Origin of the sequence: Streptomyces sp. A1277, from assembly GCF_004795015.1 — a bacterium.
GTDB lineage: Bacteria > Actinomycetota > Actinomycetes > Streptomycetales > Streptomycetaceae > Streptomyces.
This window is the reverse complement of record NZ_SSBI01000018.1, coordinates 18,581-36,889: the sequence shown is the minus strand read 5'-3', so window position 1 is coordinate 36,889 and position 18,309 is coordinate 18,581. Positions and strand designations below refer to the sequence as shown.

16 protein-coding genes are annotated in these 18,309 nt (G+C 73.1%); 6 read left to right on the top strand and 10 right to left on the bottom strand.

The features are described from left to right. Window positions 1-125 precede the first annotated feature (125 nt). From serC to E6R18_RS14475, 7 genes are all read right to left on the bottom strand, one after another. The gene (gene serC, locus E6R18_RS14505) at window positions 126-1,244 is read right to left on the bottom strand and encodes a phosphoserine transaminase (protein ID WP_136317299.1); all 1,119 of its coding nucleotides are present in this window, start codon (window positions 1,242-1,244) and stop codon (window positions 126-128) included. Window positions 1,245-1,420: 176 nt separating this feature from the next. Next, the gene (locus E6R18_RS14500) at window positions 1,421-2,671 is read right to left on the bottom strand and encodes a cytochrome P450 (protein WP_136317298.1); all 1,251 of its coding nucleotides are present in this window, start codon (window positions 2,669-2,671) and stop codon (window positions 1,421-1,423) included. Beyond that, window positions 2,668-3,909 carry a cytochrome P450 gene (locus E6R18_RS14495; RefSeq protein ID WP_136317297.1) on the bottom strand — a complete coding sequence of 414 codons (1,242 nt, stop codon included), beginning with the start codon at window positions 3,907-3,909 and terminating at the stop codon, window positions 2,668-2,670. The genes E6R18_RS14500 and E6R18_RS14495 overlap by 4 nt, the downstream gene beginning before the upstream one ends. Continuing rightward, complete coding sequence (locus E6R18_RS14490) at window positions 3,906-4,571, bottom strand: ATP/GTP-binding protein (RefSeq protein WP_136317296.1); 666 nt, start codon at window positions 4,569-4,571, stop codon at window positions 3,906-3,908. Before E6R18_RS14490 ends, E6R18_RS14495 begins: the two co-directional genes overlap by 4 nt. After that, window positions 4,552-4,917, bottom strand: coding sequence for a DUF742 domain-containing protein (locus tag E6R18_RS14485; protein ID WP_136317295.1), 366 nt, complete (start codon window positions 4,915-4,917; stop codon window positions 4,552-4,554). Before E6R18_RS14485 ends, E6R18_RS14490 begins: the two co-directional genes overlap by 20 nt. Beyond that, window positions 4,914-5,348 (bottom strand): roadblock/LC7 domain-containing protein, encoded by a 435-nt coding sequence (locus tag E6R18_RS14480; RefSeq protein ID WP_136317294.1) that lies wholly within the window; start codon window positions 5,346-5,348, stop codon window positions 4,914-4,916. Before E6R18_RS14480 ends, E6R18_RS14485 begins: the two co-directional genes overlap by 4 nt. After that, entirely contained in the window at window positions 5,345-6,877 is a 1,533-nt protein-coding gene (locus E6R18_RS14475; protein WP_136317293.1) for an ATP-binding protein, read from the bottom strand. Before E6R18_RS14475 ends, E6R18_RS14480 begins: the two co-directional genes overlap by 4 nt. A 280-nt stretch (window positions 6,878-7,157) precedes the next feature. On the opposite strand from E6R18_RS14475, the gene E6R18_RS14470 reads away from it, so the two are divergent. Beyond that, a complete protein-coding gene (locus E6R18_RS14470) occupies window positions 7,158-10,004 on the top strand; it encodes an FAD-binding and (Fe-S)-binding domain-containing protein (RefSeq protein ID WP_136317292.1) in 2,847 nt (948 codons plus the stop codon). A gap of 6 nt (window positions 10,005-10,010) precedes the next feature. Here the strand turns inward: E6R18_RS14470 and E6R18_RS14465 are convergent, their stop codons facing one another. Together E6R18_RS14465 and E6R18_RS14460 are read right to left on the bottom strand one after the other, a co-directional pair. Beyond that, window positions 10,011-10,415 (bottom strand): type II toxin-antitoxin system VapC family toxin, encoded by a 405-nt coding sequence (locus tag E6R18_RS14465; RefSeq protein WP_136317291.1) that lies wholly within the window; start codon window positions 10,413-10,415, stop codon window positions 10,011-10,013. Continuing rightward, on the bottom strand, window positions 10,412-10,693 hold the full coding sequence (locus E6R18_RS14460; RefSeq protein WP_136317290.1) for a type II toxin-antitoxin system prevent-host-death family antitoxin: 282 nt from the start codon (window positions 10,691-10,693) through the stop codon (window positions 10,412-10,414). Before E6R18_RS14460 ends, E6R18_RS14465 begins: the two co-directional genes overlap by 4 nt. Before the next feature lie 109 nt (window positions 10,694-10,802). On the opposite strand from E6R18_RS14460, the gene E6R18_RS14455 reads away from it, so the two are divergent. Continuing rightward, the gene (locus E6R18_RS14455; RefSeq protein WP_136317378.1) at window positions 10,803-11,765 is read left to right on the top strand and encodes an EamA family transporter; all 963 of its coding nucleotides are present in this window, start codon (window positions 10,803-10,805) and stop codon (window positions 11,763-11,765) included. Window positions 11,766-11,783: 18 nt separating this feature from the next. Here E6R18_RS14455 and E6R18_RS14450 read toward each other — a convergent pair whose 3' ends face one another. Continuing rightward, window positions 11,784-12,173: a helix-turn-helix domain-containing protein gene (locus tag E6R18_RS14450; protein WP_206308283.1), complete on the bottom strand. Its 390-nt coding sequence runs from the start codon at window positions 12,171-12,173 to the stop codon at window positions 11,784-11,786. 39 nt (window positions 12,174-12,212) lie between these two features. Here E6R18_RS14450 and E6R18_RS14445 point away from each other — a divergent pair, with 39 nt between their 5' ends. The 4 genes from E6R18_RS14445 (at window position 12,213) to E6R18_RS14425 (ending at window position 18,303) form a co-directional block, all read left to right on the top strand. Further along, entirely contained in the window at window positions 12,213-13,769 is a 1,557-nt protein-coding gene (locus tag E6R18_RS14445; RefSeq protein WP_136317289.1) for an MFS transporter, read from the top strand. Window positions 13,770-14,084: 315 nt separating this feature from the next. After that, window positions 14,085-14,879, top strand: coding sequence for a TIGR03084 family metal-binding protein (locus tag E6R18_RS14440; protein ID WP_136317288.1), 795 nt, complete (start codon window positions 14,085-14,087; stop codon window positions 14,877-14,879). A 116-nt stretch (window positions 14,880-14,995) separates the two neighbouring features. Beyond that, window positions 14,996-16,708 (top strand): acyclic terpene utilization AtuA family protein, encoded by a 1,713-nt coding sequence (locus E6R18_RS14430; protein WP_136317287.1) that lies wholly within the window; start codon window positions 14,996-14,998, stop codon window positions 16,706-16,708. After that, window positions 16,705-18,303 carry a carboxyl transferase domain-containing protein gene (locus E6R18_RS14425; protein ID WP_136317286.1) on the top strand — a complete coding sequence of 533 codons (1,599 nt, stop codon included), beginning with the start codon at window positions 16,705-16,707 and terminating at the stop codon, window positions 18,301-18,303. Before E6R18_RS14430 ends, E6R18_RS14425 begins: the two co-directional genes overlap by 4 nt. Window positions 18,304-18,309 lie beyond the last annotated feature (6 nt).

Below are 18,309 nucleotides of genomic sequence, written 5' to 3'. Positions count from 1 at the left end.
GGGCGGAACGGCCGCCGACCGTGTTTCTGGCATATGCCACTCGGTCGAGTGAAGCAGAAGCCGTGTGAAGCAGAAACGGCCCTGCACACCTCGACGGTGCGCAGGGCCGTTCCGGGGCGTACGGGCTACAGCTTCTCGATCACGTAGTCGATGCAGGCCGTCAGGGCCTGGACGTCCGCCGGGTCGATCGCCGGGAACATCGCGACGCGCAGCTGGTTGCGGCCCAGCTTGCGGTACGGCTCGGTGTCCACGATGCCGTTGGCGCGCAGGACCTTGGCGATCGCGGAGGCGTCGATCTCGTCCGCGAAGTCGATCGTGCCGATGACCTGCGAGCGCTTCGCCGGGTCGGTGACGAACGGGGTCGCGTACTTGGAGTCCTCGGCCCAGCCGTACAGGTGGCCCGAGGAGGCGGCCGTGCGGCCGGTCGTGAACTCCAGGCCGCCCTGGGTGTTCATCCACTTCAGCTGCTCGTTCAGCAGGAAGAGCGTGGCGAGCGCCGGGGTGTTGTACGTCTGGTTCTTCAGGGAGTTGTCGATCGCGGTGGGCAGCGAGAAGAACTCCGGGATGTGCCGGCCCGAGGCGTGGACGCGGGCCGCGCGCTCCAGGGCCGCCGGCGAGAAGATGCCGATCCACAGGCCGCCGTCGGAGGCGAAGGACTTCTGCGGGGCGAAGTAGTAGACGTCCGTCTCCGCGATGTCGACCGGCAGGCCGCCCGCGCCGGAGGTGGCGTCCACCAGGACGAGGGAGCCCTCGTCGGCGCCCGCGACCCGCTTGACCGGGGCCGCGACACCGGTCGAGGTCTCGTTGTGCGTGAAGGCGTAGACGTCGACGCCCGCTTCGGCCTTCGGGTCCGGGTGGGTGCCCGGGTCGGAGGCGATGACGGTCGGGTCGGCCAGCCACGGGGCGAGCTTGGCGGCCTTCGCGAACTTCGAGGAGAACTCGCCGAAGTTGAGGTGCTGGGACTTCGACTCGATCAGACCGTGCGTCGCGATGTCCCAGAAGGCGGTGGTGCCGCCGTTGCCGAGGATCACCTCGTAGCCCTCGGGGAGGGAGAAGAGGTCGCGCACGCCGTCGCGCACCGCGCCGACCAGGTTCTTCACCGGGGCCTGGCGGTGGGACGTACCGAGCAGAGACGTTCCGGTGGCGGCCAGCGCGTCGAGCGCCTCCGTCCGCACCTTGGAGGGACCGGCGCCGAAGCGCCCGTCGGCGGGCTTGATGTCAGCGGGAATCTGGATGTCGGCCACGAGTCGGAGCGTAGCCCTTCCGTGCGGCGGCTACGCACCCTGTCCGTCGGATGAGACGGGGGTCCCGACTCGTGGTCGTGGGAGGAACATTCGTACGGACCGCCGTCAGTGCCCCGCACGGGCCGCTGTCAGTTGCCCTGTACGGGCCGCCGCCAGTTGCCCCGTACGGGCCGCCGTCAGCGCAGGGTGACCGGGAGTTCGTACAGGTCGTTCTGCGTGACGATCGGCTTGTTGCGCAGCTCGCCCGCCGGGACGGCCAGCGCCAGGTCCGGGAAGCGGGCGTACAGCGCGGGCAGTGCGACCGACGCCTCCAGGCGGGACAGCGCGGCGCCCGGGCAGACGTGCGGGCCGTGGCCGAAGGAGATGTGGCGGTTGGGGGAGCGGGTGACGTCGAACTCGGTCGCCGTCTCCCCCCACTGCTCCTCGTCGTGCGCGATGGCCGCGAACGAGATCATGATCCCCTCGCCCTTCGGCAGCACCCGGTCGCCGACCGCGATGTCCTCGGTGGCGAACCGGATCAGGATGTGCGAGGTCGGCGCCGACCAGCGCAGCGTCTCCTCGATCACCCCGTCCCAGCCCACCTCGCCGGCCAGCACCGCGCGCCGCTGCTCCGGGTGGCTCTGGAGCGCCACGACGGCGTTCACGATGAGACTGATCGTCGTCTCGTGACCGGCCGCGATGATCAGCTTCAGGGTGTTGAGGATCTCGTCGTCGGTGAGGTGGTCCCCGTCCTCGGAGGCCACCAGCAGCGCGCCGGTCAGGTCGTCGGCCGGGGACTGCTTCTTCTCGTCCAGGATGCGCGAGAAGAGCGTGTGGATGTCCGCCATCATCTGCGGCACCTCGGAGCGGGGCGTCATGTTGGAGAAGAACTTGTCGAAGAGTTCCTTCATCCGGGGCAGGTCGGCGGAGTCGATGCCCATCAGCTCGCTGATCACGTTCATCGGCAGCGGGTAGGCGAACTCGGCCTTCAGGTCGACCGTTTCGCCCGCCGCGTGCTGTTCGAGCCGGTCCAGCAGCTCCTTCGTGCGGGCCTCGATGCCCTCGCGCAGCCGCTCCACCCGCCGCACGGTCAGCGCCTGCGCGACCAGGCCGCGCAGCCTGCGGTGCTCGGCGCCGTCGGCGGTGAGCATGGTGCGGCCCGGGTTGACCAGGCCGATCAGCGGCCAGTCGAGCGGGATCTCGCCGCGCTGCCAGGCGCCCCACACGTTGATGTCCTTGACCAGGCGGCTGTCGGTGAGCAGCGCCTTCGCCTCGGCGTAGTGGGTGACGCTGTAGACGGGCACGCCGCCCGGCAGTTCGACGCGGGCGAGCGGGCCCGCCGCGTACAGCCGTGCGCTCTCGCCCGCGAGGTCGGTGACGAAGGGATCGAGGACGATGCGGTCCTGGTCGCTGCCGGTGCCGGTCGGTTCGGTCGTGGGCGCGGTCATCTGGGGTCTCCAAGGGCGGGGGTGGGCGTGAAGCTCACGGGCAGGTCCGTCAGGCCACGCAGCCAGGGGGAGGGGCGCCGGGTCAGCCGGTCGGCGGGGACGGCGAGGTCGACGTCGGGCAGCCGGTCGAGGATGACCTCGATGGCGGTACGGGCGATGACCTCGGCGATCTCCTGCGCCGGGAAGGGGCAGCGGTGTTCGCCGTGGCTGAAGGAGAAGAAGGCGTTGTTGCCGCCGGTGAGGGTGGATCCGTCGGTACGGACCTGGGGGTCGGCGTTGGCCCCGGCCAGGCTGAGGACGAGCAGGTCGCCGGCCTTGATGTGGCGGCCGCCGAGATGGGCGTCGCGGGCCGCCCAGCGACCGGCGATGTTCTGCGAGGGGGTGTCCTCCCACAGCACCTCGTTCATGGCCTCGCCGACGCTGTGCCGGCCGCCGGAGAGGGAGGCGGCGAAGCGGTCGTCGGTGAGCATCAGGCGCAGCGAGTTGCCGATCCAGTCGGAGGTCGGCTGGTGCCCGGCGGCCATCATGACCATCAGGTCCCGGGCGACGTCCTCCTCCGTGAAGCCGCCGGTGTCGGCGAGCATCCGGGTCGCCACGTCGTCGCCGGGCTCGGCCCGCCGCTCGGCCAGCAACTGGTACATGGACGTGGCGATGTGCTTCTGGCCGGCCAGCGCCTCGGGCCCGCCGTTGATCATGTCGTTCATCGCGGTGACGAGGGCGGGGCCCTGGTCGTCGGAGAACCCGTAGAGCTTCGCCAGCACCCGTACCGGCAGCAGCATCGCGTACTGGGCGATGAGGTCGGTCTCACCGGCCGAGCAGAACGCGTCGATCAGTTCGTCGGCGAACTCCTCGGTGCTCTTCTTGAGTTCGAACGGGTTCGCCGCCTCCAGCGCCTCGCCGATCATCGCGGCGCGGCGGCTGTGGCGTTCGCCGACCGTGTAGAGGATCGAGGGCTGGTCCCGGCTGATCATCGGCATCAGCGGCCAGTCCTCGGGGATCGCGTCCCACTGGTTCCACAGCTGCGAGTCGCGGGTGAACAGGGCCGGGTCCCCGGTGACCTGGTGCAGTTCGCGGTAGCCGAGGACGAGCCAGGCGGGGATGTCACCGGGCAGCACGATCGGGGCGACCGGGCCGTGGTCGCGCCGGATCTCCCGGTACAGCTGGGCGGGTTCGGCCTGGAACCGGGGGCCGGACAGCGGTACGGCACCGGCCGCCGCCGCGTGGGGGCACTGGGTCACGGGGTGGGCTCCGAGGTCAGGGCGGCCGCCAGGGCCGGGTCGTCGTCGGGCGCGGCGGGCCCGGCGGCGTCCCTGACGCGGGCGGCGGACAGCTGGTGCAGGTGCTCGACCAGGGTGATCAGTACGTACTTGCTGGAGGACCGGTCGCGCGCGTCGCACTCCACGAGCGGCACGTCCGGGGAGAGGTCCAGCGCCTCCCGGATCTGCTGCTCGGTGTGGAGCGGACCGCCGAAGTCGTTGCAGGCGACGATGAACGGCGTGCCGTGGTGCTCCAGCCGGTCGATGGCGTACCAGGAGTCGGCCAGGCGCCGGGTGTCGACCAGGACGACGGCGCCCAGGGTGCCGGAGAACAGCCGGTCCCACAGGAACCAGAAGCGCTCCTGGCCGGGCGCGCCGAACAGGTACAGCACCGAGCGTTCGTCCAGGCTGATCCGGCCGAAGTCGAAGGCGACCGTGGTGGACGTCTTGGTGTCCACGCCGTCGAGGTGGTCGACCGCCTCGCCGGCGCGGGTCATGGTCTCCTCCGTGTTGAGCGGACGGATCTCGCTCACGGATCGGACCATGGTGGTCTTGCCGACCCCGAAGCCGCCGACCACGACTATCTTCAGTCCGTTGTCGGCCGTCGCCTGCAGGGCGGCACGGTCAGAGGTTGCGGAGTCCAACGAGCACCTGTTCCAGGATGTCGGGGGCGGGTAGCCGGTCCGATACGCGTGCGGTACGCGGGTGGCGGGCGCTGATCCGGCCGGTGTCGAGCAGGTCGCACAGCAGGATGCGCACGATGCTGACGGGCAGGTCGAGGGTCGCGGAGATCTCGACCACGGCGGTGGGCCGTTCGCACATCCGCAGGATCGCGACGTGTTCCGACTGCATGCCGGGGGCCGGCTCGCACTCGGCGACCACCAGCGTGACCAGGTCGAAGGCGGCGGAGTCGGACCGGGTGCGGCCACCGGTGAGGGTGTAGAGCCGGTCCGGGGCGTCGTCCCTGCCCGGGCGGGGACGGGGCGTCATACGGCCGTGCCCGGGGCGGACGCGGCCTCGGCGGGTTCGCGCGGCGGGGCCACGAGGTGCTCGCCGAGCTGTTCGACGAGCTCGCTCATGTTGTGCCCGACGAGGCCCACGTCGGCGCTCTCGGCGGCGACGACCGCGAGATGGGCGCCCGCGCCCGCCTCCACGATGAACAGGATGCCGCCGTAGAACTCGGCCATGGCCGACCGTACTCCGCCGTTGCCGCTGCCGAACTCCACGGAGGCGCCGTGCGACAGGCTCTGGATGCCGGCGGAGATCGCGGCCAGCTGGTCCGCCTGGTCGACGGAGAGCTCGGGGGTGCGGCACAGCTTGAGGCCGTCCCTGGACAGCACGAGGGCGTGACGGGTGCCGGGGGTCCGTTCCAGGAGCCCCTCCAGCAGCCAGCTGAGCTTCTCGTCGGTGGTCGCGGTCATCGGGTGTTGCCTTCCGGGTCTGGGGAGTTGGGCCGTACGGCCTTGCGGAAGCTGCTGAAGCGGGCCGCCTGGGCCCGGTGGTCCGGCGTACGGGGCCGGGGTACGGAGCCGTCCGCGCCGGTGTCCGGTGCGGTCTCGGTGCCGGAGGCCGCCCGGGCGCGGGCCTCGGCCGCGGCCAGGGTGCGCCCGCGCGAACGCTTGGGCAGGCCGCTCTCCCCGAACTTGGGGAGGTTGCCGGTGGTGTCCGAGGCCGAGTCGGAGCGCATGGGCTCGTCGGCGGGCGGGGCGGCGGGGGCGGAGGCGCTGTGCCGGTCGCCGGGGGCGGCCGGGTCGGCCCCTGAGGTGTGGACGGGCTCGGGCTCGGCGGGGGCGGCGGCCGGGCCTGCCTCGGGGGCGGTTCGGGCCGGGGTGCGGGTGATGATCTCCTGCGGGAGCATCATCAGGGCGCCCGTCCCGCCGCGTGCCGAGGGCCGGAAGGAGACCGTGAGCCCGTGCTTGCGGGCCAGCCGGCCGACGACGGCCAGGCCGAGGCGGGTGCCGGTCAGGGCGGTCAGGTCGGTGTCGTCGGCGGACACCGCGCGCTCGGCCCGGCGCAGCTGCACGTCGCTCATGACCAGGCCGCTGTCCTCGACGGTCACCACGATGCCGGCCGGGACCTCCTCCACGTACACGTGGACCTCGGCGGTGGGCGGCGAGAAGTTCGCCGCGTTGTCGAGGAGTTCGGCCAGGGCGTGCATGACGCCCTCGGCCGCGTGGCCGGCGACGGCGACGTCGCTGGTGGAGTGGAGCCGGACGCGCTGGTAGCCGCTGATCCGGCCCATGGCACCGCGCAGGACGGACTCCATGACGATGGGCTTGGCCCAGCGCCGCCCGGAGCGGGCCCCGGTCAGCACGGCGATGGAGTCGGCGAGGCGGCCGGCCTGGGCGGTGCGGTGGTCCAGGTGCAGCAGGTCGGTCAGGACGTCCTCGGAGGTGTGCCGGTGCTCCATCTCGCGCAGGTCGGCGAGCATGCTCGTGGCCAGGGCCTGCATGCGGCCGGCCGCGTTGGCGCAGGAGGAGAGGGCGGCGGAGCGCTCGGTCCGGCTGCGTGAGGCGAGCGCCTTGAGCTTGGCGTTCTCGGCGGTGAGGCGGGCGGTGACGGCCTCGGACTCGGCGGTGAGGCGGGCGGTGGCGGCCTCGGCCTCGGCGGTGACCTTGGCCTTCTCGGTGGCGGCGGCGGCCTTGACGCGGGCGTTCTCGGCGGTGAACCGCTGGGCCTCGGCGGCGGAGGTCGAGACCATGCGGGAGACCTCGGCGGTGAACCGCTCGCTCTCGGCGGCATGCGCCGCCCGCAGCCGGCGGATCGTGGCGCGGGCGTGGACGGCGGTGGCGACGGCGGCGACGAGCAGCACGGCGGCGGCGCAGGCGCCCCAGGCCACCGCGGTCCTGGCCGATTCGGGAGCGGCGACGATCGCCCACGCGCACAGCGGTCCGGTGAGGGCCGCCGTGACCAGAAGGGCCAGTGCGGTCGGCCGGGTTGAGGGGCTCAAAGCGGAGTCCTTGGGGGCGGACGGTGACGGACGGGGCGGTTCGGGCGGATCGGTGGCGCTCGGGGCGAAACGTGACAACTGGAACAAGCGATTCCCAGATAAGTCTCGGTCACTATATGAGAATTGACGATCTGTTTGGGAAGAACTTGTGGTGCTCTCTGTTCTGTTTGTGTTTGCATGCCTGCCGCTTTTCGACTGTTTGACGTCATGCCGGTGACTTCGGGGTGCCCGCACGGGCGCTGCGCACGGGCCTGGCGTACGCGGGCGGCATCCTGGTCGGATGGCATCCGGTAACGCACCGCACGGCAGCAGCACCTCCACCGCCCCCACCGCCCCCGCCGCGCTGGTCCGCGACCTGCGGGCGGCCGTACGCGGCGAGGTCGCGTTCGACGCCACCGCGCGGGCGCTGACGACGATGGACGCGTCCAACTACCGGCGGGTGCCGCTCGGCGTCGTGGCTCCGCGCGACGCCGCCGACACCGCCGCCGCGCTCGCCGTCTGCCGTGCGCACCAGGTGCCCGTCGTGCCGCGCGGCGGCGGCACGTCCATCGCCGGGCAGGCCACCGGCACCGGCGTCGTCCTCGACCTCACCCGCCACCTGCGGTCCGTCGTCGAGCTGGACCCCGTATCCCGTACGGCGGTGGTGCAGCCCGGACTCGTCCTGGACGACCTGCGGGCCGCCGCCGCCCCGCACGGCCTGACCTTCGGCCCCGACCCCTCCACGCACAGCCGCTGCACCCTCGGCGGCATGATCGGCAACAACTCCTGCGGCTCCCACTCGGTCGCCTGGGGCACCACCGCCGACAACGTCCACGCCCTGACCGTCGCCCGCTACGGCGGCGACACCCTGCGCCTGGAGCGCGGCGCGCCCGGCCCGCCCGGCGTCCGTGAACTGGTCGCGGACCACCTCGCCCTCCTGCGCACCGGCTTCCCCGACCTCCCGCGCCGCATCTCCGGCTACGCGCTGGACGCCCTGCTCCCCGAGCGGGGACCCGACCCCGTCCGCGCGTTCTGCGGCGGCGAGGGCACGCTCGGCGTCGTCACGGAGGCGACCCTGCGGCTGGTCGAGGCGCCCGCCGCCCGCGCGCTCGCCGTCCTCGGCTATTCCGACGAGTCCGCCGCCGCCGAGGCCGCCCCCGGCCTCCTCCCGTACCACCCGCTGACCGTGGAGGGCATGGCCGCCGACCTCGTACGCGAACCGGCCGGGCTGCCGCGCGGCGGTGCCTGGCTGTTCGCCGAGACGGGCGGCGCCACCCCGGCCGAGGCGCGGGCGCACGCCGAACGCCTCGCGCGGGCCGCGTCCGCCGATGCCGTGGACACCGCCGTCGTCACCGACCCGGCCGGGCAGCGGGCCCTGTGGCGCATCCGCGAGGACGCGTCCGGCACGGCCACCCGCATGCCGGACGGCAGTGAGGCGTGGCCCGGCTGGGAGGACTGCGCGGTGCCGCCCGCCCGGCTCGGCGGCTACCTCCGCGACTTCCGCGCCCTGCTCGCCGGACACGGCCTGCGCGGCACCCCGTACGGGCACTTCGGCGAGGGCTGCATCCACGTCCGGATCGACTTCGACCTGCTGACCCCCGAGGGCGTGGCCCGCTTCCGCCGCTTCTCCGAGGAACTGGCCGCACTCGTCGTCGCGCACGGCGGATCACTCTCCGGCGAACACGGCGACGGCCAGGCCCGCGCCGAACTGCTCCCCAAGATGTACGGGGACGAGCTCGTCGCGCTCTTCGCCCGGTTCAAGGACCTCTGGGACCCCGACGGCGGCATGAACCCGGGCATCCTCGCCCGCCCGGCCCGCCTCGACGACAACCTGCGCTTCGACGTCCTGCCCCGCGAACCCGTCGACGTGGCCTTCGGCTACCCGCACGACGGCGGCGACTTCCCGGCGGCCGTCCGCCGCTGCGTCGGCGTCGCCAAATGCCGTACGGAGAAGGGATCGGGCCCGTCCGTGATGTGCCCCTCCTTCCGGGCGACCGGCGAGGAGGCCCACTCCACGCGCGGCCGGGCCCGGCTGCTGCACGAGATGCTGGCCGGGGACGCGGGCGGCGTGATCACGGACGGCTGGCGCTCCACGGAGGTACGGGACGCGCTCGACCTGTGCCTGTCCTGCAAGGGCTGCCGCAGCGACTGTCCGGTGGGCGTGGACATGGCCACGTACAAGGCGGAGTTCCTGCACCACCACTACCGCCACCGGCTCCGCCCGGCCTCCCACTACGCGATGGGCCGGCTGCCGCTGTGGCTGCGCCTCGCCGCGCCCTTCGCGGGCCCGCTGAACGCCCTCGCCCGTATCCGCCCGCTCGCCGCCCTCGCCAAGCGGCTGGCGGGTATCGCCCCGGAACGCGGAATTCCGGTGCTGGCGCGGGAGACGTTCACGCGGTGGCTGAACCGGCGCTGGGGAAGGGGGCCGTTCATCTTGTCCAACGACCAGCCGGCCATCCTCTGGCCCGACACCTTCACCGAGCACCTCGCGCCGGAGGTGGGGCGGGCGGCGGTGACGGTCCTGGAGGCGACGGGCCGCCGCGTGCTTCCCGCCGGACGAGGGCTGTGCTGCGGCCTCACGTACGTCTCCACCGGTCAGCTGGACAAGGCCCGCACGGTGATGCGCCGCACCCTGGACCGGCTGGGCGACACGACCGGCGAACCCATGGTCGTCCTCGAACCCAGCTGCGCCGCGACCCTCCGCACCGACCTGCCCGAACTCCTCCCGGACGACCCGCGCGCCGCCCGGCTCGCCGCCTCCGTCCACACCCTGGCCCAGTACCTGGAGGCGTACGCCCCCGACTGGAACCCCCCGCGCCTGGACGCCGCCGTCACCGGCCAGACCCACTGCCACCAGCACGCGGTCCTGGGCGACGAGGCGGACCGCCGCCTGCGCGAACGGGCGGGCCTGACGGGCGACCTCCAGGGCGGCTGCTGCGGCCTGGCCGGCAACTTCGGCTTCGAGCGGGGGCACTGGGACGTCTCGGTGGCCTGCGCGGAGGACCGGCTCCTCCCGGCGGTCCGGGACGCGGCCCCCGGCACGCAGATCCTGGCCGACGGCTTCTCCTGCCGCACCCAGCTCGCCCAGCTGGGCGGGGTGCGCGGCCGGCACCTGGCCCAGGTGCTGGCGGAGGGTCTGGAACGGTGACGCGGGTCAAGCGGGGGCGTGCACCGGGAGTCCGAAGTCGGCGGCGGCTTTCGCCAGCTCGGTGTCGTAGGTGACGAAGGCGGTGAGACCGACCCGGAACGGGTCGGCCGTCGCCAGATGGATGGCGTCCAGCGTGCCCAGTCTGCGGGTCTGGTAGGCGGTGGCTCGCGCCAGCACGGTGCTGGTGAGGTCGATCAGGTAGACACCCCGGACAGCCTGCGCCACGAAGTAGGCGATGCGCTGGGGATCGACTCCGGCGCGATGCAGCGTGCGGGTGATCTCCAGCCGGGCCAGGTCGCTCGTCAGCAGTTCGGTCCCCTCCGGCAACCCCGCGCGCCAGGCGCGCAGCGCCTCGGTCTCCGATTCGGACTTGATGAACTTCAGGAGCGCGCACGAGTCCAGGTAGATCAACGCCGACGCTCCTCGTCACGCTCCGACACGAGGAGGTCCGAGAGGCTCGGCACGTCCGGTGCGAGCTCGGGCGCCAGGTCCGGCATGCCCCGCTCGGCGGGGGGAGTGGCGTCACCGGACTCGAGCATGCGCCGGAGCGGATCGGGCGTCTCGGCCTCGGGAACCATGCGCAGGACCGGCACTCCACGGTCGGTGACGAGTACGGGCACGCCCGAGCGCACCAGCGCCACGGCCTTGGACGGGTTCTGGTTGAGTTCACGCAGCCCGATCGTTTCCATGGGCTCAATGTAACTACATCATGTAGGTACAGCAACGCAGTACCTTCGATTCGGCAGTGCGTCGCATTGCACCGTCACGTTCATGGATTCAGGAAAGACAGGCCCCCGGGTGAACGACCAGAGCACCGCCACAGCCGCCTCGGAACCGGCCGCAGCCGCCGTCGCCGTGCCGGAGGCGGTCGCCGCCCCCGGGCTCGGCGGCCCGGACCGCACCGCCGGGCGGCGGGCCGCGTTCGCCCCGGTCGCGCTCGTGGTCGCGGGCGGTCTTTCCGTCCAGTTCGGCGCCGCCATCGCCGTGCTGCTGATGCCCCGGGCCGGTGCGCTCGGCGTCGTCACGCTGCGGCTGGCCGCCGCCGCGCTCGTCCTGCTCCTCGTCTGCCGGCCCCGGCTGCGCGGCCACTCGCGCGCCGACTGGGGCACGGTGGTGGCGTTCGGCGTCGCGATGGGCGGCATGAACACGCTGTTCTACCAGGCCGTCGACCGCATCCCGCTCGGTGCCGCCGTCACCCTGGAGGTGCTGGGCCCGCTCGTCCTGTCGGTGGTCGCCTCGCGCCGCCTGGTCAATGCGGTCTGGGCCGCCCTCGCGCTCGCCGGGGTCGTCCTGCTCAGCGGCGGGGGCTTCGACCGGCTCGACCCGGTGGGCGCCGCCTTCGCCCTCGCGGCGGGGGCGATGTGGGCGGCGTACATCGTCTTCAGCGCCCGCACCGGCCGCCGCTTCCCGCAGGCGGACGGCCTCGCCCTGGCCATGGTGGTCGCGGCCGTCCTCTCGCTGCCGCTCGGCATCATGGACGCGGGCTCCAAGCTCCTCGTCCCGACGACGCTGGGCCTCGGCGCCGCCGTCGCCCTGCTGAGTTCGGTCCTCCCGTACACCCTCGAACTCATCGCCCTGCGCCGCCTGCCCGCGCCCACCTTCGCCATCCTGATGAGCCTGGAACCCGCCATCGCCGCCCTGGCCGGCTTCCTCGTCCTCGACCAGGCCCTCTCCACGACGGACGCCCTCGCCATCGCCCTGGTCATCGGCGCGAGCATGGGCGCGGTACGCAGCCAGGTGCGGGGCGCCGGGAAGCGGTGACAAGGGGCGCGCCGGGCGTCAGGAGGCCGCTGCGGCGCCGGCGTCGTAGGTGGCGCGGGCGGCGGTGATGTCCGCCCGGTGGCGTTCCGCCCAGCCGACGAGCCCGGTGAGGCTGGCGTGCAGTTCGCGGGCCATGGGCGTGAGGGTGTACTCCACCTTGGGCGGCACGGTCGGGTAGACGGTCCGCACGAGCAGGCCGTCGCGCTCCAGCTTGCGCAGGTTCAGGGTGAGCATGCGCCGGCTGATGCCCGTGATGGTGCGTTCCAGCTCGGTGAACCTGACCGGGCCGTGCGCGGCCGCGACGAGAATCCCGATGCTCCACTTGCCCGCGACGTGGTCGATGACCTCGGTGAGCGGGCACGCCTCGTTGCTGACCTGGTCGGACACATCGGTGTGACTGCGTGACATGAAAGTGCCTCCTTCCGCCACGCACGATGGTTACAGAGGATGACACCTGTAACAAGTCGTGCACCTTTGGAGGTAGTCGCCGTGCGGAGAACCGATGCATCAGTCCAGACCTCACGTTGGCCGGCCCTGGCGGTCCTCTGCGCCGGGCAGCTGATGGTCATCCTCGACGGGACCGTCGTGAACGTGGCCCTGCCCGCCATCCAGCGGGACCTCGGCTTCTCCCCGTCGGGGCTGGCCTGGGTGGTCAACATCTACCTCGTCCCCTTCGGCGGCCTGCTGCTGCTCTCCGGGCGGCTCGGCGACCTCATCGGGCGCAAACGCGTCTTCGTCGCCGGCCTGGCCCTCTTCACGGCGGCCTCGCTGCTGTGCGGTGTCTCCCAGGACGCGGCGACGCTGCTCGCCTCCCGGTTCGCCCAGGGCGTCGGCGGGGCGGTCACCTCGGCCGGGACGCTCGGCATGGTCGTGACCCTGTTCCCGCAGCCGAAGGAGCGGGCCAAGGCCATCGGCGTCTACAGCTTCGTCCAGTCCGCAGGCGGCTCACTGGGCCTCCTCGCCGGCGGCGTCCTGACGCAGACCATCAGCTGGCACTGGATCTTCTTCGTCAACGTCCCCATCGGCCTCGCCGCCGTGCTGGCGGCCGGGCGCGTCCTCGCCCCCGAGCACGGAGCCGGCCTCGGCCGGGGGACCGACGCCGCGGGCGCGCTCCTCGTCACCTCCGCGCTGATGCTCGGCGTCTACACGATCGTCGGGACCGGCGGGCACGGCTGGACCTCACCGCACACCCTGGGCTTCGCCGCCGCCGCCCTCGCCCTGCTCCTGGCCTTCCTCGTACGCCAGGCGAAGGCCGCCCACCCGCTCCTGCCGCTGCGCGTGTTCCGCTCCCGCGACGTCTCGGGCGCGATGGTCATCCAGGCCCTCATGGTGGCCGGGATGTTCAGCTTCCAGTTCCTGTGCGTGCTCTACCTGCAGAAGGTGCTCGGCTTCGACGAGATCCACACCGGCCTCGGCATCTTCCCGGTCTCGGTCGCGATCGGCGCACTCTCCCTCGGCCTCGCACCCGCGCTGATCGCCCGCTTCGGCCCCCGCACGGTGCTCCTGCCGGGGCTCGGGCTCATCGCGGCAGGGCTCGCCGTGCTCAGCCGCGTGCCGGCGGACGGGAGCTACGCCGTGGACGTCCTGCCCGCCCTGCTGCCGCTCGGCATCGGCTTCGGCCTCGCGATGCCGTCGCTCGCCACGCTCGCGATGTCGGGGGCCACGCCCGAGGACTCGGGCACCGCGTCCGGCATGTTCAACACCATGCAGCAGATCGGCAGCGCGTTCGGCCTCGCCGCCCTCAGCACGCTCGCCGCCTCGCACACGGACGCCCTGCTGGGCGAAGGGGCGAGCACAGCCGCGGCCCTCACCTCCGGCTACCGGCTCGCCTTCCGCATCGGCGCCGGCCTCGTCGCCCTCGCCCTCCTGCTGGCCGCGACCCTGCTGCGCAGGGCCGCCGCCACGAAGCGTGGAACGGCGGAGGAGGAGCCGGTCACCGAAGCCGCGCCGCAGGACGCGAGCACGACGGCGAGGATGGCCGAGGCGGCGTCGAAGGGGAAGTAGGCCGGGAACCGGGTCTACGCCGCCGGGCGGCCGCCCGGCGCTATGAGAGCCATGGACACACCGAGCGCAGCAGAGTGGATCACCATCGCCGCCCACGAGAACCTGCCGGGCCGCCCCCGGCCCATGGCGGCCGTCCGCGCTTGACTGCGAGGCCGTGGCATCGACTGGATGCCGTTCGCCCCGAACCGGATCCCGGGGCTGACGGGACGGGTGCACGCCGGTCGCGGCAATAAAAATCATGCAAGCATGCTTGATTGTTTTCCGTTCCGCTGGCAGGCTCCCGGGCACACCGCCACGCCCCGAGGGGAGCGCACCGTGTCCGATGCCTCAGCCGTGCTCGACGATCTGCGCAGTGAGAGCGAGGAACTCGACCTCCTCGTCGCCGGCGCGAGCGCGAGACAGTGGGCGGGGGCGACCCCCGCCGAGGGGTGGAGCGTCGCCCACCAGATCGCCCACCTGAGCTGGACCGACGACGTCGCGCTGATCTCCGTCACCGACCCCGAGCGGTTCGGCGACGAGGTGGCGAAGGCGATGAAGGACCCCGAGGGCTTCGTGGACCGGGCCGCCGAGGAGGTCGTCGCCGCGTACGCCCCGGACGCGCTGCTCGTCCGCTGGCGTGCGGGGCGCGAGCGGTTGCAGGAGGCCCTGCGGGCGGCCCCCGCCGGGGCGAAGTTCCCCTGGTACGGGCCGCCGATGAGCGTCGCGTCCATCGCGACCGGGCGGCTCATGGAGACCTGGGCGCACGGCCAGGACGTGGCCGACGCCCTCGGGGTCACCCGCACCCCCACCGCCCGGCTGCGGCACGTCGCGCGCATCGGGGTCCGGGCCCGCGACTACGCCTTCCTCGTCCGGGGGATGCAGGCGCCCGGCGAGGAGTTCCGGGTGGAACTGGAGGCGCCGGGCGGTGAGTCGATCGCGTACGGGCCTGAGGGCGCCGCCCAGCGCGTCACCGGCCCGCTGCACGACTTCTGCCTGCTCGTCACCCAGCGCGCCCACCGCGACGACCTCGCCGTCCGGGCGGAGGGGGCCGACGCCGACACCTGGCTCTCCATCGCCCAGGCATTCGCCGGACCCGCCGGGCCGGGCCGCCCCCGCAAGACGGACCGATGACCCCGCCCCCGGCGCCCCGGCCCCCGGCATCCCCGCCCCCGGCGCCCCGGTCCCCGGCATCCCCGCCCCCGGCGCCCCGGTCCCCGGCATCCCCGCCCCCGGCGCCCCGGCCCCCGGTGCCGCCGCCCCTGCGGATAGGCAACGCCTCCGGGTTCTACGGCGACCGCTTCGACGCCGTGCGCGAGATGCTCACCGGCGGCCCCCTCGACGTCCTCACCGGCGACTACCTCGCCGAGCTGACCATGCTCATCCTCGGCCGCAGCCGCCTCAAGGACCCCTCGCGCGGCTACGCCTCCACCTTCCTGCGGCAGTTGGAGGACGGGCTCGGGCTCGCCCGGGAGCGGGGCGTGAGGATCGTCGCCAACGCCGGTGGGCTCAACCCCGCCGGGCTGGCCGACGCCGTGCGCGAGCTGGCCGGGAAGGTGGGCGTGCCCGTGCGCGTCGCCCATGTCGAGGGCGACAGCCTGCCCGTGCCGGACGGGTTCCTCACCGCCAACGCGTACCTCGGCGGCGCGGGCATCGCCGCCTGTCTGCGGGCCGGGGCCGAGGTCGTCGTCACCGGCCGGGTGACCGACGCCGCCCTCGTCACCGGGCCCGCCGCCGCCCACTTCGGCTGGGGCCCGGACGAGCACGACGCGCTCGCCGGAGCCGTCGTCGCCGGACACGTCCTGGAGTGCGGGACGCAGGCCACCGGCGGCAACTACTCCTTCTTCCGCGACCACGACGTCCGCCGGCCCGGCTTCCCCGTCGCCGAGATCCACGCCGACGGCACCTCCGTCATCACCAAGCACGACGGCACCGGCGGCGCCGTCGACCTCGGCACGGTCACCGCCCAACTCCTGTACGAGACCGGCGGCGCCCGGTACGCGGGACCGGACGTCACCGCCCGGCTCGACACCGTACGGCTGGCCACGGACGGGCCCGACCGGGTCCGGATCACCGGCGTACGCGGCGAGGCACCCCCGCCCGCCCTCAAGGCCGGGCTGACCCGGCTCGGGGGCTGGCGCAACGAGGTCGTCTTCGTGCTCACCGGGCTCGACATCGAGGCCAAGGCGCAGCTCGTCCGGGACCAGTTCGCGGACGCCTTCGCGCGCGCCGGGCGGCAGCCGGAAGAAGTGCGGTGGGAGCTGGCCCGTACGGACCGGGCCGACGCCGCCACCGAGGAGACCGCGAGCGCCCTGCTCCGGCTCGTCGTCCGCGACCGGGAGCCGGATGCCGTGGGGCGCGCGCTCTCCGGAGCCGCGATCGAGCTGGCTCTCGGCAGCTACCCCGGCTTCCATGTCACCGCCCCGCCCGGCAAGGGCGCGCCCTACGGGGTGTTCGAGGCGCGGTCCGTACCGGCCGGGGATGTGGAGCATGTCGCCGTGCTGCCCGACGGGACGCGGCTGACCGTCGATCCGCCCGTACGGACGCAGGCCCTGGAGGACGTTGAACAGCCACCGCTGCCGCCGCCGTTGGAGCCGGGGCCGACCCGACGCGCACCCCTCGGCCGGGTCGCCGGGGCCCGCAGCGGGGACAAGGGCGGGGACGCCAACGTCGGGGTGTGGGCCGGTGGCGACGAGGCGTGGCGGTGGCTGGCCCACGAGCTGACCGTCGAGCGCTTCCGCCAGCTCCTTCCGGAGACCGCCGAGCTCACCGTCGTACGCCACGTCCTCCCCAACCTGCGCGCGCTCAACTTCACCGTCCACGGGCTGCTCGGCGAAGGCGTCGCCGCCCAGCACCGCTTCGACCCGCAGGCCAAGGCGGTGGGGGAGTGGCTGCGCTCGCGCCACCTGGAGATACCCGTGGCCCTGCTGGATCGCGCCGACGCACCGGAGGTGCACGCATGACCGTCCTGCCCACCGGGCTCGACACCGCGAGCCCCGAATACGCGGCCAACCGGGCCGCCATGCTCGACAAGCTCGCCGAACTCGACGCCGCGCACGCCAAGGCGCTGGAGGGCGGCGGCGAGAAGTACGTCGAGCGGCACCGTTCGCGCGGCAAGCTGCTGGCCCGCGAGCGCATCGAACTGCTGGTCGACCGGGACACCCCGTTCCTGGAGCTGTCGCCGCTCGCCGCCTGGGGCAGTGAGTACGCGGTCGGCGCCTCGCTCGTGACCGGGATCGGGGTGGTGGAGGGCGTGGAGTGCCTGATCACCGCCAACGACCCGACCGTACGCGGCGGCGCGTCCAACCCGTGGACGCTGAAGAAGGCCCTGCGCGCCAACGAGATCGCCTTCGCCAACCGGCTGCCGTGCATCAGCCTGGTCGAGTCGGGCGGCGCCGACCTGCCCTCCCAGAAGGAGATCTTCATCCCCGGCGGCGCGCTCTTCCGCGACATCACCCGGCTCTCCGCCGCCGGCATCCCGACCGTGGCCGTGGTCTTCGGCAACTCCACCGCCGGCGGGGCGTACGTCCCCGGCATGTCCGACCACACCGTCATGATCAAGGAGCGGTCCAAGGTCTTCCTGGGCGGCCCGCCCCTGGTGAAGATGGCGACCGGGGAGGAGAGCGACGACGAATCGCTCGGCGGCGCCGGAATGCACGCCCGCACCTCCGGGCTCGCCGACCACTTCGCCGTGGACGAGCAGGACGCCCTGCGCCAGGCCCGCCGCATCGTCGCCCGCCTCAACTGGCGCAAGGCGCACCCCGATCCGGGCCCCGCCGAGCCGCCCAAGTACGACGAGGGCGAGCTGATCGGCATCGTCCCCGGGGACCTGAAGGTGCCGTTCGACCCGCGCGAGGTCATCGCCCGGCTGGTCGACGGCTCGGACTTCGACGCGTTCAAACCGCTGTACGGGACGAGCCTGGCCACCGGCTGGGCGCGGTTGCACGGCTACCCGGTCGGCATCCTCGCCAACGCGCAGGGCGTGCTGTTCAGCGAGGAGTCGCAGAAGGCCGCCCAGTTCATCCAGCTCGCCAACCAGCGCGACATCCCGCTCCTCTTCCTGCACAACACCACGGGCTACATGGTGGGCAAGGAGTACGAGCAGGGCGGCATCATCAAGCACGGCGCGATGATGATCAACGCCGTCTCCAACTCCAAGGTCCCGCACCTGTCGGTCCTGATGGGCGCCTCCTACGGTGCCGGGCACTACGGCATGTGCGGCAGGGCCTACGACCCGCGCTTCCTCTTCGCCTGGCCCGGCAGCAAGTCCGCCGTGATGGGCCCCCAGCAGCTGGCCGGGGTGCTCTCCATCGTCGCCCGCGCCTCGGCCGCCGCGAAGGGCCGGCCGTACGACGACGATGCCGACGCCGGGCTGCGCGCCATGGTCGAGCAGCAGATCGAGTCCGAGTCCCTGCCGATGTTCCTGTCCGGGCGGCTGTACGACGACGGGGTCATCGACCCGCGCGACACCAGGACCGTCCTCGGGATGTGCCTGTCCGCCATCCACACCGCACCGGTCGAAGGCGCCCGCGGCGGCTTCGGCGTCTTCCGGATGTGAGGGTAC

Coding starts and splice junctions, on each gene's coding strand:
- E6R18_RS14445 (WP_136317289.1), top strand. CDS start 12,213: ATGACACCTGTAACAAGTCGTGCACCTTTGGAGGTAGTCGCCGTGCGG.
- E6R18_RS14485 (WP_136317295.1), bottom strand. CDS start 4,917: ATGACGCCCCGTCCCCGCCCGGGCAGGGACGACGCCCCGGACCGGCTC.
- E6R18_RS14470 (WP_136317292.1), top strand. CDS start 7,158: ATGGCATCCGGTAACGCACCGCACGGCAGCAGCACCTCCACCGCCCCC.
- E6R18_RS14480 (WP_136317294.1), bottom strand. CDS start 5,348: ATGACCGCGACCACCGACGAGAAGCTCAGCTGGCTGCTGGAGGGGCTC.
- E6R18_RS14425 (WP_136317286.1), top strand. CDS start 16,705: ATGACCGTCCTGCCCACCGGGCTCGACACCGCGAGCCCCGAATACGCG.
- E6R18_RS14460 (WP_136317290.1), bottom strand. CDS start 10,693: ATGGAAACGATCGGGCTGCGTGAACTCAACCAGAACCCGTCCAAGGCC.
- E6R18_RS14450 (WP_206308283.1), bottom strand. CDS start 12,173: ATGTCACGCAGTCACACCGATGTGTCCGACCAGGTCAGCAACGAGGCG.
- E6R18_RS14500 (WP_136317298.1), bottom strand. CDS start 2,671: ATGACCGCGCCCACGACCGAACCGACCGGCACCGGCAGCGACCAGGAC.